Below are 13,186 nucleotides of genomic sequence, written 5' to 3' on the forward strand. Positions count from 1 at the left end.
CCCCGCCGCGAACACTTGGCAAGCGCCACTCTGAAAAGTGCAGAGTGCAGTGTTCCTCGCGGGACGCCCGTGGCACACTGCTCCAGCGGCATCCCTACGGCGCCGCGCGGGCAGCGATTCCGCCGCTGCCGGCAGGGATCGGCGACGGCGATCGGCGACTACGGACCGAGGCGAGACGGAGGCAGGCAGTGAGCGAACCGCGGTCCGCTCCCACCGTGGGTCAGGTCGTTCTCGGCAAACGCCTCCAGGATCTCCGTGAGCACGCCGGACTCAAGCGCGAGGAGGCCGCCCGCGTCCTGCGCGTCGCCCCCGCCACGGTCCGCCGCATGGAGACCGCCGAGGTCACGCTGAAGATCCCGTACCTCCAGCTCCTGCTCAAGGCGTACGGCGTCGACGACGAGGAGGCCGACTCCTTCGTCACGCTCGCCGAGGAGGCGAACAAGGCCGGCTGGTGGCAGCGCTACCACGACATCCTGCCGGGCTGGTTCTCCATGTACGTCAGCCTGGAGGGCGCCGCCGGCCTGATCAGGTCGTACGAACCGCACTTCGTGCCCGGTCTGCTGCAGACCGAGGACTACGCCCGTGCCGTGATGCGCTCCGGGGCCGTCGGCCGCACCGACGACGCCGAGATCGAACGGCACGTCGCGCTGCGCATGCAGCGCCAGGAACTGCTTGCCCAGGACGACGCCCCGAGGCTGTGGGTCGTCATGGACGAGACCGTGCTGCGCCGGACGGTCGGCGGGCCAGAGGTGATGCGGGCGCAGATCGACCGCCTCCTGGAGGCCGGGGAGCTGCCCCATGTGACCCTGCAGGTCGCCGAGTTCGCCCAGGGCCACCACCCGGGCACCTACGGCCCGTTCGTGCTCTTCCGCTTCGGCGTGCCCGAGCTGCAGGACATGGTCTACGCCGAGTACCTCACCGGCGCGGTCTATCTGGACCGGCGCGCCGAAGTCGTGACGTACCTGGAGGTCATGGACCGGATGGCGGCGCAGTCGGCGACGGCACACCGCACGAAGGAGATCCTCCGCGATCTCCGCAAGGAGCTGTGAATGGACCGCATACCGGTCGAGGGCGCCCTGGACCAGACCGGCGCGGACGGCTGTGTCTACAACGGCATGCCCGCCCGCGACCTGGGCACGGAGGGCTGGCACAAGCCCTGGAGCGGCGGCAACGGCGGCAACTGCGTCGAGGCGATGAAGCTCGCCGACGGCCGCGTCGCCGTCCGTCAGTCCGCCGACCCCGACGGGCCCGCGCTGATCTACACGACCAGCGAGATCCACGCGTTCATCCAGGGCGCGAAGTCCGGCCAGGCGGACTTCCTGCTGTCCTGAGCCGCACGGTCAGTACGTCTGTCCTGAGCCGCACGGTCAGTACGTGTCGGGCGGAAGGGCGGCGCACAGCGCGTCCAGGGCCGCCGGGTACGCGTGCTCCGGCGGGGTCGCGTACCCCACGACCAGGCCCTCGCGGTGCGGACCCGCCGCGTCCGGGTGGCGGAACTCCGCCAGGCCGTCCAGCGCGAGGCCCTGCCAGTGGGCCGCCTTCAGCGTGGACCGCTCGGCGCCGGGCGGCAGCCGCAGGACCGCGTGCAGGCCCGCCGCCACCCCGGTGACCGGAATGTGCGGGGCGTGCGCGGCGAGCGCTTGCACCAGGCGGTCGCGCCTGCGCCGGTAACGCAACCGCATGCGCCGCACATGCCGGTCGTACGCGCCGCACTCCAGGAAGTCCGCGAGCGCCAGCTGGTCGGTCACGCCCGTCCAGGCCTCCCGCTCGCCCTTGACCCGCAGCACGTCGTCGACCAGGTGCTCGGGCAGCACCATCCAGCCCAGGCGCAGCGCGGGGGAGAGGCTCTTGCTGACCGAGCCGAGGTAGACCACCCGATCCGGGTCGAGGCCCTGCACCGCGCCGACCGGACGGCGGTCGTAGCGGAACTCGCCGTCGTAGTCGTCCTCCAGAACCAGGGCACCACGCGCGCGTGCCCAGTCGACGGCCGCCGCGCGCCGCTCCGCGTGCAGCGGGCCGCCGGTCGGGAACTGGTGCGCGGGGGACAGCAGCACCGCCCGCTGCCCGCCCAACTCGGCCGTGCGGGCGCCCTGTTCGTCCAACGAGAGCGGGACCGTCCGCACTCCGGCGTCGCCGAGCAGCGCGCGATGGAAGCCGAGCCCGTACTCCTCCACGGCGAGCGGCCCCGCGAGGACGCCGCCGCGACTCCCGCCCGCGCCGCCGAACAGCAGCCGCAGGGCGTGGGCGAAGCCCGCGCAGACCACGATCCGCTCCGGGTCGGCCCGTACGCCACGCGCGCGTGCCAGGTACGCGGCGAGCGCGGTGCGCAGCTCGATCCGGCCGTGCGGCGACGCCGGCCCGAACGCCTCGTGCGGCGCCGTGTGCACCGCCCGCCGCACGGACGCCAGCCAGGCGTTGCGCGGGAACGAGGCCGGGTCCGGCTGCCCCTGCCGCAGGTCGAACCGGGGCCCACGCGCGCGTGCGGGCGATTTCCCGGGCGCCTTCTTCGGTACGCGTACGGGGCTCGCCGGGGCGGTGCGTTCGGCGACCCGGGTGCCCGACCCCTGGCGCGCGACGAGCCAGCCCTCGGCGACCAGTTCTGCGTACGCCTCGGCGACGGTGTTGCGGGCGATGCCCAGGTCGGCGGCGAGGGCGCGGTAGGGCGGCAGCAGGGTGCCGGGCGCGAGACGGCCCGAGCGTACGGCGGAGCGCAGGGCGTGCAGCAGGGCTGCGCGGCGACTGCCGGTGGGCGGGAGGTCCAGGTGCAGGTCGGTGCCGGACGGCGGTGCGGCGGGTCCGGAATTGACCTCGGGAACTGAATTGACCTCGGAAACTGCCATGGAATTGAACCCTACAGCGGGTCTTTCCGGCCCGTAGGTTCATGGTCATGAGCAACGACACGATCGACATGATCGACATGATCGACACGAACGACACGAACGACACGAACGACACGAACGAAATGAAAGACACGATGTACCCCACGGCCTCCGTCGCCCCCGCCGCCAAGCCGGTCCGGGTGAACCTCGCCAAGGCCGCCCCGCGTGTCTTCAAGGCGCTGATCGGCTTCGACGCCGCCGCCCGCGCGGGCCTCGACCCGGCCCTGGTCGAGCTGGTCCAGATCCGCTCGTCGCAGCTGAACGGCTGCGCGTACTGCCTGCACATGCACACCAGCGACGCGCGCAAGGCGGGCGAGAGCGAGGAGCGGCTGCACATGGTGGCCGTGTGGCGGGAGGCCCGGCACTTCTTCACCGAGCGGGAGCAGGCCGCGCTCGCCCTCGCCGAGACCGTGACCCTGGTCGCCGCGGGCGGTGTCCCGGACGAGGTGTACGCGGAGGCCTCCGCCCGCTTCTCCGAGGAGGAACTGGCTCAGCTGATCGCCCTGATGACCGCCATCAACACCTGGAACCGCGTCGCCATCGCCACGGCCAAGGTGGCGGGCACGGACGAGCGGGCGGGCGGCTGACTCCCGTACGACAGCGCCGTCTACGCTGACGGCGGACTGCTGACCGGGGACTGCTGACCGGGGACTGCTGACGGCGGGCTGCTGACGGCGAACTGCTGACCGCGGACGACGGACGGCTGACGGGTGACGGCGGACTGCTGATGTGCGGACGATCACGCTGAGGGAGTGGGAATGGCCAAGCTGCGCTGCGCCGTGCTCGACGACTACCAGGGCGTCGCCCTGACCACGGCCGACTGGTCGCCGCTCGCGGAGGACATCGACCTCCATGTCGTACGCCGCCACCTGGGCGACGAGGACGCCGTGGTCGCGGAGATCGCCGACTGCGAGATCGTCGTCATCATGCGCGAGCGCACCCCGTTCCCCGCCTCGCTCCTCGCCCGGCTGCCCAAGCTGCGCCTGCTGATCACCTCCGGGATGCGGAACGCCTCCGTCGACCTGGACGCGGCCGCCCGGCACGGTGTCACGGTCTGCGGTACGCCCAGCAACTCCGAGCCGCCCGCCGAGCTGACCTGGGCCCTGATCCTCGGCCTCGCCCGCCACGTCCTGCCGGAGGGCGGCGCGCTGCGGGACGGCGGGCCCTGGCAGTCCACGCTCGGCGCCGACCTGCACGGGCGGCGCCTCGGCGTCGTCGGGCTCGGGAAGATCGGCACCAAGGTCGCCCGGGTCGGCCGCGCGTTCGGCATGGACGTGACCGCCTGGAGCCAGAACCTGACGGCCGAGCGCGCCGCGGCCGCCGACGTCGAGCTCGCCGACTCCCTCGAACACCTGCTGTCCCGCAGCGACTTCGTCTCCCTGCACGTCCAGCTGGGTGACCGTACGCGCGGTCTCATCGGCGAGCGGGAGCTGCGGCTCATGCGCCCCGGCGCGTACCTGGTGAACACCTCACGCGCGGCACTCGTGGACCAGGACGCCCTCGTCCGCGCCCTGCGCGAGGGCTGGATCGCGGGCGCCGGCGCCGACGTCTTCGACCAGGAGCCGCTGCCCGCCGGCCACCCGCTGCGCACCGCCCCGAACTTCCTCGGCCTCCCGCACCTCGGCTACGTCACGCGACGCAACTACGAGGGGTACTTCCAGGGCGCGGTGGAGGACATCGCGGCGTACCTGGCGGGGGAGCCGATCCGGGTCCTCGGGTGACTCGGGTGACTCGGGTGGCCGGGTGACTCGGGTGCTTGGCGGGCTCGGGGCCTCGTGTGGTTCGGGTGCTTGGCGGGCTCGGGGCCTCGTGTGGTTCGGGTGCTAGGCGGACTCGCGTACCCCGCTGACTCGGGTGCTCGACTGGACCGGCGCTCGGCTCCGGGTGCGGCGGGGCGGCCCGGTCACCGGCTCGTACCGGCTGCGCGCCAGCCGTCCAGGACTCCGTCAACCACTCCCCGTACCCGGCGCCGGGCCTCGTCCCGCCGCACTCCGGCCATCAGCAGCGCGTCGTAGTCCGAGTCGTCGTGCCGCACCGCCGCCCGCACCGCGGCCCTGACCGCGGTCTCGTCCAGGGCCCGGCCCGCGGCGCTGCGGCCCACCCGGCCGCTGCCGCGCCGGGACGCGTGTGCCGCGATCCGCTCCGCGCGCCCGGCCGGGCAACCGGGGAAGAGCGTGCGGATCTCCGCCGCGAAGGCCGCCGCGAACCGTACGTCCTCCGCCGCCCGGCGTGCCGCGTCCCGCTGCCTGCGCCGCGCCCGCGCCTCCGCGTCCGCGAGGCAACGCCGCTCGGCCAGGGCGAGCGCGGCCTCCTCGACGAGCACGCCCTGCCGCTCGTACCGCCGTTTCCGGTGATTCCGGCGCACCACGACCACCGACAGCGAACTCGCCTCCCTGGCGCGGCGGGTCAGCGCCGTGTCCCCGCGCGGCAGGAAGACGAGATGCCCGAGGTCCGCGCAGTCCAGACAGTGCGGTGCGCCGTCCGCGAGCACGAGCAGCGCGAGCGGTCCCGCTGCGCACTCCGCGCAGTGCCGCCGCCTCCGGCCGTACGGCTGGAGCGCGACAAGTCCAGGGTGAGAGAGGTCGGTTGACGGCCTGACCGTGGCGGCTGAAGGTGACATGAGCGGTATGTACCCGATGGGCGGGGGCGGTTCACGCGGCGAGCCCCAGGACGAGCGCCGCACATCCCGCCAGCGCACCGGCCGCCCGCACATGGTTCCAGGCCGTCCACTCGCGTACGTACGACCGCCACAGCGCGACGCTCTCCGGCGCCTCCGGGTCGAGCTTCGCCAGGGCCTCGTTGCGCGGGATGTTCGCCGCCACGGTCACCCCGAACGAGCCGAACAGATACAGCGCGCAGCCGAGCAGCAGCGGAAACGTGCCCGGTTCCGGCCACAGCACGAACGTCACCACCGCCACCACGAGGCACACGCCCGCCGTCCCGACGAACACGAGCAGGAACAGCGGGTTGATGATCAGCACGTTCAGCTTCTGCATCGCCGCCATGCCCTGCGCGGGCGGCAGCGCGGCCAGCGTGCGCATCACCGAGGTGGAGAAGGCGAAGAAGACACCCGCGACGAGCCCGCAGCCGAGCGCGGCCAGCAGCGTCAGTACGAAGTACGGTCCGTCGATCACGGCAACTCCCCCTTGAGCACGCCCCGTTGATCCTGCCCGTGACGGAGGTACGGGGCAAGCGGATTGCCGGGCGTGGCGCTCGCACCGGCCCGCGCGGTGGCCCGGCCCGGCATCATGGCCGCGTGCGACTCGAACCGATCACCTGGGACCGCCTGACCGACACCCTCGCCGACCGTATCGCCGCCCTCGACCCGGCCGACGGCGGCGCCTGGCCGCGGATCGGCCTCGACGGCGCCCCGGCCGCCGGTACCGGCGGCCTCGCCCGCAGCCTTGCCGAAGCCCTGCGCGTACGCGGCCGGTCCGCGCAGGTCGTGGACACGGAGGGCTTCCTGCGCCCCGCGTCGCTGCGCTTCGAGTACGGCCACCAGGACCCCGATGCGTACTACGACGGCTGGTTCGACACGGGCGCGCTCTGGCGCGAGGTCCTCGGCCCGCTCGACCCCGGCGGCGACGGCCGGATCCTGCCCGACCTGTGGGACCCGGCCGCCGACCGCGCCACCCGCAGCCCGTACGTCCAACTCCCGCCCGGCGCCGTCCTGCTGCTGCACGGCCCGCTGCTCCTCGGTAAGTGGTTCCCGTTCGACCTCACGGTCCACCTCGCCCTGGCCCCGGGCGCGCTGCGGCGCCGTACGCCCCCGGAGGCCCGGTGGACCCTCCCGGCCTTCGCCCGCTACGAGGACGAGGTCGCCCCCGAGTCCGCGGCGGACGTCCTGGTCCGCGCCGACGATCCCCGGCGCCCGGCCTGGGGGGCTGGCCCGGCCTGATGCGCCACTCATCACTCGCCACTCATCACTCGCCACTCATCACTCGCCACTCATCACTCGCCACTCATCACTCGCCAGGTGAACGACGGGCTGAGCGAGGGGTGGCCCGGGGTGCTACGGAGAGTGGCCTTGGCGCTGGCGCTGGCGCTGGCGCTGGCGCAGGTGCGGGGTGCCGTTCGTGGGACGAGAATTGACTGCGCCGGTGGCCGCGGCGCGACCCGTGCCGCGCCGGAATCCTCACTTCCGGTCCGAGACCCCGGCCACGACCCGGCTCACGGAGGCACGACATGACCACCGCCGGAGACATCATGCACCGCGGTGCCCAGTGGATCCCCGCCCACGAAACCCTGGACCGCGCCGCGCAGCTGATGCGCCAGCTCAACGTGGGCGCGCTCCCGATCAGTGACGAGAACGAGCGGCTCTGCGGCATCCTCACCGACCGCGACATCGTCGTCGGCTGCGTGGCGATGGGACACGACCCGACAAAGGTCACCGCGGGCGAGATGGCCAAGGGCACGCCGCGCTGGATCGCGTCCGACGCCGACATCGACTCCGTGCTCCAGGAGATGCAGGGGCACCAGATCCGCCGGCTCCCGGTGATCGAGGACAAGCGTCTCGTCGGCATGATCAGCGAGGCCGACCTGGCTCAGCACCTGACCGAGGAGCAGATCGCCGCCTGGGCGGGGATGGTGTACGCGAGGGCGTGAACCGTCCGGCCGTACGGCCCCGAAACGAATCGGATTGCCAGGCAGCGATACGGACTGCCCGGTAGGGAATCGACGGTTCTGCGGGGGCGGGGCGGGTGGTCCGGTAGGTAGCGGGTGGTCCGGGAGGTAACCGCATAGCCCCGTACGGGATATCTGGCATGTCCGGTGTGGGGCATAGGGGCCCGATGCGGCCCGATGCGGCCCGATGCTCCGGAATAAATGCGGATCAACTGGGATGATCGCGCCATGACGCAGACGCGAACCCACGGATACCTCCTCGACCCCCGCCCCGCCGAGGCCGGCCGCCCCTTCGACGCGACCGCCGCCCTCTTCGACGCGAGCACGTTCCGGCACTTCGAGCACATCGGCGTCGGCCCCGGCTGGCGCTGCTGGGAGGTCGGCGCGGGCGGCGGGTCCGTGCTCGGCTGGCTGGCCAAACGGGTCGGCCCCACCGGCCGAGTCGTCGGCACGGACCTCGACATCGCGCACGCGAGCGCCGTCGCCCGGCCGCCCGTCGAGGTCCGCTGCCACGACGTGACCGCGCAGGAACCGCCCGGGGAGGGCTTCGACCTGGTGCACGCCCGGCTTGTCCTCTCCCAGGTCACCGACCGCGACCGTGCCCTGTACTTCATGGTCCGGGCGCTGCGCCCCGGTGGCCGCCTGCTCGTCGAGGACGCCGACGTCGCCCTCCAGCCGCTCGGCTGCCCCGAAGAGCAGGGCCCCGCACAGCAGTTGGCCAACCATGTACGCCATGGCCTGCGCGCCCTCCTCGCCGAACGCGGCGCCGACCCCGCCTACGGGCGCAGGCTGCCGCGGCTCCTGCGTGAGGCGGGCCTGGTCCAGGTCGCCGCCGAGGCGTACTTCCCGCTGACCTCCCCGGCGGCCGCCGCCCTGGAGACGGCCACCGTCCAGCAGGCCCGCGACCTCCTCGTCGCCCGCTCCCTGGTCACCAACGCCGACATCGACCGCTACCTCGCCCAACTCTCCAGCGGCACCCTGGACTTGGCCACACCTCCACTGATCTCTGCTTGGGGGCGTAAGGCGTAGGGCGTAGGGCGTGAGGCGTGAGGCGTGAGGCGTGAGGCGTGGGTTGTGGGTTGTGGGTTGTGGGGTGTGGGGTGTGAGGCGTGGGGTGTGAGGCGTGGGGTGTGAGGTGTGGGGTGTGAGGCGTGGGGTGTGGGTTGTGGGGCCTGAGGCGGTGGGCCGTGGGCCGTTGGGGTGAGGTGGACAGGCGCCCTCACCCCGGCCGACCCCCCACCCGCAGAACCGCCCGTGCGCCCGCCCGGCACCCCTCGGCCGCCGCCTCCACGGCCGAGGCGCCGCCGAGACGGGCGGCCAGGAAGGCGCCGGTGAACGCGTCCCCGGCGCCGGTCGTGTCCCGCGCCGTCACGCGTACGCCCGGCACCCGCACCGGCGCCGCCCCGTCCTCCACGACCAGCGCACCCTCCGCACCCGCCGTCACCGCCACCAGCGGGAACCGGCTCCCCAGCTTCGCCGCCGCCTCCCCGGCCTCCGCCGGCGAGGGTGGGCCGGGCGGGTCGGCCGCCGGTATGCCGGCCAGCAGCGCCGCCTCCTCCCGGTTCGGCAGCAGCGCCTCAGCCCCCTCCACCGCGTCCAGGAACCGGTCCACGCCCGCCTCCGCCAGGAACCCCGCCGACGCCGGGTCGACGCTCACCGGGATGCCGCGCGCGCGTGCCGCCGACAGCGCGAGCCGTGCCGTGGCCCGGCTGCCGTCCGCGAAGAACAGGTAGCCCGACAGGTGCAGTTGGGCCACCCCGTCCAGGAGCGCCGGCGACCAGTCGCCCGGGCGCAGCCGCAGCACCGCCCCGCTGTCCGTCAGGAACGTCCGCTCAGCCGCGCCGTCCACCAGGCAGATCACCGTGCCTGTCGGCACCTCCTCGTCGACGACCAGGCGCGGCCGCACCCCGGCCGTGCGCAGCGCCTGCTCGTGCCACGCCGCGGACTCGGCTCCCACCCGCCCGAGCAGGGTCACGTCCGCACAGCCCCAACGCGCCGCCCAGCACGCCACGTTGGCGCCCGCCCCGCCCGGCAGGAGGCGGATCGCGGCGGCCGTGTCGGTGCCGTGAGCCAGCGGCGCGCGATACCGCGCCACCACATCCGTCACCACATCGCCGAGCACCAGCAGCCCACCGTGCCTGGGCCCCGCCGCTGCGACGGGCCTTGGCCCCGCCGCCTTGCCCGGCCTGGGCCCCGCAGCTGCGCCCGGCCTGGGCGCCGCCGGGTCGACCGGCCGCATCGGCGGGGTCATCCCGACCACGCCCCCGCGACCCGAGCGGCCAGCCGCACATTGCCCCGCACCGCCGCCAGATTCGCCCGCAGCGACGCCCCGTCCGTGTGCCGCACCAGGAAGTCGAGGAGGAACGGCGTCACCGCCTGCCCGGTGATGCCGCGCTCTGCGCACTCCCGCAGCGCCTCGGCCAGCACACGCGCGTGCAGCCCGGGGCCCAACTGGTCCTCCTCGGCCACCGGATTCGCCACGACCAGCGCCGACTCGGGCCCGCCGAGCGCGTCCTGGGCCCGCAGTACCGCCGCCACCTCCTCGGGCGAGGCCAGAGTCCAGTCCACCGGATGCCCCGAGTCGGTGAGGTAGAAGCCGGGGAACCGGTCCGTCCCGTATCCGGCGACCGTCACCCCCAGCGTCTCAAGCCGTTGCAGCGTCGCCGGCACGTCCAGGATCGACTTCACCCCCGCACACACCACCGCGATCCGCGTACGCGACAACAGCGCCAGGTCCGCCGACTCGTCCTGGGTCGACGTCCACTCCCGGTGCACCCCGCCGAGCCCGCCCGTCGCGAAGCCCCGCACCCCCGCGCGTGCCGCGAGGAACGCCGTCGCCGACACCGTCGTCGCACCGCTCGCCCCCGTCGCGAGCGCCGGCGCCAGGTCGCGGTGTCCCAGCTTCCGGATACCGTCGCCCGTGGCGATCCGCTCGACCTGCTCCTTGTCGAGGCCGACTCTGGCCCGCCCGTCAAGCACCGCCACCGTGGCCGGAACGGCGCCCTCGCGACGGACCGACTCCTCCAGTTCCAGGGCTACTTGGAGGTTCTGCGGGCGTGGCAGCCCGTGCGCGATGATCGTCGACTCCAGGGCGACGACCGGCCGCCCCGCCGCCAACGCCTCCCTGACCTCTTCCGACACGATCAGCACCCGTGGCCTCCCATCACGGATCACCGACACCTGTTCCCCCTCCCCGCCCGGCCCAGCCCAGCGCCTCGCCGCCCCGCCCCCGTTGCGACCCGCCGACCGGGCGACCGGCCGACCCGCCGTCCGGCCGACCGGCCGACCCGCCGTCCGGCCAACCGCCGACCCGCCAACCGCCGGGACCCGCCGGGACCCGCCGTCCGGCCGCGAGGCCGACCCCGCCGAGGGGCCGTCCTGCCAGCCGTCCAGTCAAGCGGCCGTCCGGCCGTCCCGCCCCGCTGCCTCTCGTCTCATCCTGGCGCCGGCGCCCACCGCGCAAACTCGACTCTGCTGTCGGCAGAGTGGGCTTGCGGATCTGCGGGCGCGGCAGCAGCACGGCGCGCCCTCAGGCTCCTCCGCGCGCCCCCGCCCACGGCAGCAGCCGTCTCTCCGCCAGCCCGAGCAGCGCGTTGCACGCTCTGCTGCACCGGCCGCAGAAGAAGCAGAGGGAGATCACGCCCGGGGTGGTGACCGACACGGATTCCGACGAACTCTTCGTGGTCGTCAGCGGACGCGCCACCGTCGACGTCGAGGGCGGCGACGTGCTGGAGGTCGGCCCCGGCGACCTGGCCGTGCTGCGCGCGGGCGACCGTACGACCTGGACGGTGCACGAGACCCTCCGCAAGGCGTACCACATCAACCTCTAGGGCTCAGCGGCACGTTGGACTGGAGAGGTGCGACCGGAGACCGGGCCGGGTCGTTCGCGCTCAGAACAGCGGTTCCGGCAGGACCCCTTCGAGGGCGAGCAGCCGACGTTTGGTCTCCAGGCCGCCGCCGAAGCCGCCTATCCCGCCGTCACTCTCGACCACGCGGTGGCACGGCACCACGACGGGCAGCGGATTGGCGCCCATCGCCGCCCCCACGGCCTGGGCGGCCCCGGGCTGACCGACCCGGGACGCCAGCTCGCCGTACCCCACGACCGTGCCGTACGGCACGCCCCTGGCGAGTTCGCGCAGCACCTCGCGGTTGAAGCCGGAGGCCAGCGTCCAGTCCAGGTCCAGCGTGAACGTGCGCAGCTCGCCCGCGAAGTAGGCCGCGAGCTGGCGTATCGGCTCCGCGAGACGAGTGGAGCCGGGGGCCTCGACGGGCGTGCCGCCGAAACGGGTGGCGAGCCCTTCGACGGCCGCCCGCTGCGTCCGGGCGTCGGCGTGGAAGACGACATTGACGAGCCCCTGGCCGGTCGCGGCCAGGAGCAGCCGGCCGATGTCGCTCTCGACGACGGCCCACTCGACGTCCGGTCCGGTGGTCTGCGGATCACGGTTCGCGTTCACGCAGACAACCGTACGGCGGGGCACTGACAACGCGCCCCGCCTCCGGGCCCCGCCCCGGAATTCCGGGGCCGCGGCTGACCGGCACCACGGCCTGGCCCGTGGGCCGGCGAAGACGGGAGCGCGCCGCGCAGCTCCCCGACCGCGCGCCGCGCAGCCCCCCGACCGCGCGCCGCGCTCCCGTGCCGACCCGGCGAGACCTCCTGGGCCGTGCCGGACCGGGGCCGCTGCCGAACCGGGACGCCTCAGTCCTCGTTGCCGACCGCCGAGCGCACCACGTCCGGCTTGTTGCTGATGATGCCGTTGACGCCGTACCCGGCGGCCCGCCGCGCATCGGCCGCCTCGTCGACGGTCCACGTGAAGATCTCCAGCGGCTTGCCGTGCGGGCCGCGCATCGCCTGGATCGCCGCCACGTACCCGTGCGAGATCGTGGTGTGCCGCGCGTTGATCTGGTCGACGAACGTCGCGTACTCCGGCAGCTCGGCGACCGAGGGCGTCCCCAGGAAGCCCTTCTTGATGTCCGGCCGCAGCGCGTGCACCTTGCGCATGCTTTCCTCGCTGAAGCTCTGCCACACCAGCTTGCTCTTGACGTGCTTGCGGTCGAGCCAGCCCGTCTTCTCCAGCACCCGCAGGGTGTCCTGCTCGATGCCGGGGTACAGCTCGGGCTTCTTGACCTCAAGGACGAGCTTCTGGTGGTTCTGCTCGACCCGGTTCATGTACTGCTCAAGCGTCGGCACGCGCGTGCCCGCGTACTTGGCGTCGAACCAACTGCCCGCGTCCAGCTTGGCGATCTCGGCGGCGGTGAAGTCCGCGACCTTCCAGGGAGCGCGGTCGGGGAACACCTCCTCGACGTTCGTCGTCCGCTTCAGGTTGTCGTCGTGCATGATGACGAGCTCACCGTCCTTGGTGCGCTGCACATCGTTCTCGACCCAACGGAAGCCCATGTCGCGGGCCTTGTCGATGGCGGCGAGGGTGTTCTCGGGCGCGTAGGCCGACGCACCCCGGTGCGCCACGACAAGAGGTCCGTCGGTCTCGGTGGGGGCCTGGACGGCGCCCGTGCTCCGCGGAGCGGCGGCGTGGGCCGTCGTCGTGGGGAGCAAGAGCGCGCCGACTCCCAGAAGCGCTGCGGCTGTTGCGGCTGCGGGACGTGCGTACACGTGAACTCCTCGGGTCGAGAGATCGCGGACCGGACGAGAGTGACAGTCGATGACCAACAAGGGACGGGCGCCGGAT

14 protein-coding genes and 1 pseudogene are annotated in these 13,186 nt (G+C 73.5%); 8 read left to right on the forward strand and 7 right to left on the reverse strand.

The window, feature by feature from the left end:
- Positions 1-188 precede the first annotated feature (188 nt).
- Entirely contained in the window at positions 189-1,049 is an 861-nt protein-coding gene (locus QIS99_RS14230; RefSeq protein WP_282513646.1) for a helix-turn-helix domain-containing protein, read from the forward strand.
- Positions 1,050-1,331, forward strand: a complete 282-nt coding sequence (locus QIS99_RS14235; protein ID WP_282513647.1) for a DUF397 domain-containing protein — start codon at positions 1,050-1,052, stop codon at positions 1,329-1,331. It begins immediately after the preceding gene.
- A gap of 36 nt (positions 1,332-1,367) precedes the next feature.
- On the opposite strand, the gene pdxR is transcribed toward QIS99_RS14235, so the two are convergent.
- The gene (gene pdxR / locus QIS99_RS14240; RefSeq protein ID WP_282513648.1) at positions 1,368-2,840 is read right to left on the reverse strand and encodes a MocR-like pyridoxine biosynthesis transcription factor PdxR; all 1,473 of its coding nucleotides are present in this window, start codon (positions 2,838-2,840) and stop codon (positions 1,368-1,370) included.
- 122 nt (positions 2,841-2,962) lie between these two features.
- On the opposite strand from pdxR, the gene QIS99_RS14245 reads away from it, so the two are divergent.
- A complete protein-coding gene (locus QIS99_RS14245) occupies positions 2,963-3,466 on the forward strand; it encodes a carboxymuconolactone decarboxylase family protein (protein ID WP_408909562.1) in 504 nt (167 codons plus the stop codon).
- A gap of 171 nt (positions 3,467-3,637) precedes the next feature.
- On the forward strand, positions 3,638-4,600 hold the full coding sequence (locus QIS99_RS14250; RefSeq protein ID WP_282513649.1) for a D-2-hydroxyacid dehydrogenase family protein: 963 nt from the start codon (positions 3,638-3,640) through the stop codon (positions 4,598-4,600).
- Positions 4,601-4,782: 182 nt separating this feature from the next.
- On the opposite strand, the gene QIS99_RS14255 is transcribed toward QIS99_RS14250, so the two are convergent.
- Both QIS99_RS14255 and QIS99_RS14260 read right to left on the reverse strand, forming a co-directional pair.
- Entirely contained in the window at positions 4,783-5,499 is a 717-nt protein-coding gene (locus tag QIS99_RS14255) for a DUF2293 domain-containing protein (protein WP_282513650.1), read from the reverse strand.
- A gap of 31 nt (positions 5,500-5,530) precedes the next feature.
- Entirely contained in the window at positions 5,531-6,013 is a 483-nt protein-coding gene (locus QIS99_RS14260; protein ID WP_282513651.1) for an anthrone oxygenase family protein, read from the reverse strand.
- A gap of 122 nt (positions 6,014-6,135) precedes the next feature.
- Between QIS99_RS14260 and QIS99_RS14265 the strand changes: the two genes are divergently transcribed.
- From QIS99_RS14265 to QIS99_RS14275, 3 genes are all read left to right on the forward strand, one after another.
- A complete protein-coding gene (locus QIS99_RS14265) occupies positions 6,136-6,777 on the forward strand; it encodes a nucleoside/nucleotide kinase family protein (RefSeq protein WP_282513652.1) in 642 nt (213 codons plus the stop codon).
- A 287-nt stretch (positions 6,778-7,064) separates the two neighbouring features.
- Complete coding sequence (locus QIS99_RS14270) at positions 7,065-7,484, forward strand: CBS domain-containing protein (RefSeq protein ID WP_282513654.1); 420 nt, start codon at positions 7,065-7,067, stop codon at positions 7,482-7,484.
- A 246-nt stretch (positions 7,485-7,730) separates the two neighbouring features.
- Positions 7,731-8,531 carry a methyltransferase domain-containing protein gene (locus tag QIS99_RS14275; RefSeq protein WP_282513655.1) on the forward strand — a complete coding sequence of 267 codons (801 nt, stop codon included), beginning with the start codon at positions 7,731-7,733 and terminating at the stop codon, positions 8,529-8,531.
- 190 nt (positions 8,532-8,721) lie between these two features.
- Here QIS99_RS14275 and QIS99_RS14280 read toward each other — a convergent pair whose 3' ends face one another.
- Both QIS99_RS14280 and QIS99_RS14285 read right to left on the reverse strand, forming a co-directional pair.
- On the reverse strand, positions 8,722-9,741 hold the full coding sequence (locus tag QIS99_RS14280; protein ID WP_408909563.1) for a carbohydrate kinase family protein: 1,020 nt from the start codon (positions 9,739-9,741) through the stop codon (positions 8,722-8,724).
- 8 nt (positions 9,742-9,749) lie between these two features.
- On the reverse strand, positions 9,750-10,652 hold the full coding sequence (locus QIS99_RS14285) for a pseudouridine-5'-phosphate glycosidase (protein WP_282513656.1): 903 nt from the start codon (positions 10,650-10,652) through the stop codon (positions 9,750-9,752).
- A gap of 482 nt (positions 10,653-11,134) precedes the next feature.
- Between QIS99_RS14285 and QIS99_RS14290 the strand changes: the two are divergent.
- Positions 11,135-11,332: pseudogene (locus tag QIS99_RS14290) on the forward strand (cupin domain-containing protein); the annotation flags it as partial.
- A 60-nt stretch (positions 11,333-11,392) separates the two neighbouring features.
- Here QIS99_RS14290 and QIS99_RS14295 read toward each other — a convergent pair.
- Together QIS99_RS14295 and QIS99_RS14300 are read right to left on the reverse strand one after the other, a co-directional pair.
- Complete coding sequence (locus QIS99_RS14295) at positions 11,393-11,956, reverse strand: methylated-DNA--[protein]-cysteine S-methyltransferase (protein WP_282513657.1); 564 nt, start codon at positions 11,954-11,956, stop codon at positions 11,393-11,395.
- A 242-nt stretch (positions 11,957-12,198) separates the two neighbouring features.
- Positions 12,199-13,110, reverse strand: a complete 912-nt coding sequence (locus QIS99_RS14300; protein ID WP_282513658.1) for a glycerophosphodiester phosphodiesterase — start codon at positions 13,108-13,110, stop codon at positions 12,199-12,201.
- Between the last annotated feature and the right edge of the window lie 76 nt (positions 13,111-13,186).

This window comes from Streptomyces solicavernae (assembly GCF_029968095.1).
GTDB classification, from domain to species: domain Bacteria; phylum Actinomycetota; class Actinomycetes; order Streptomycetales; family Streptomycetaceae; genus Streptomyces; species Streptomyces solicavernae.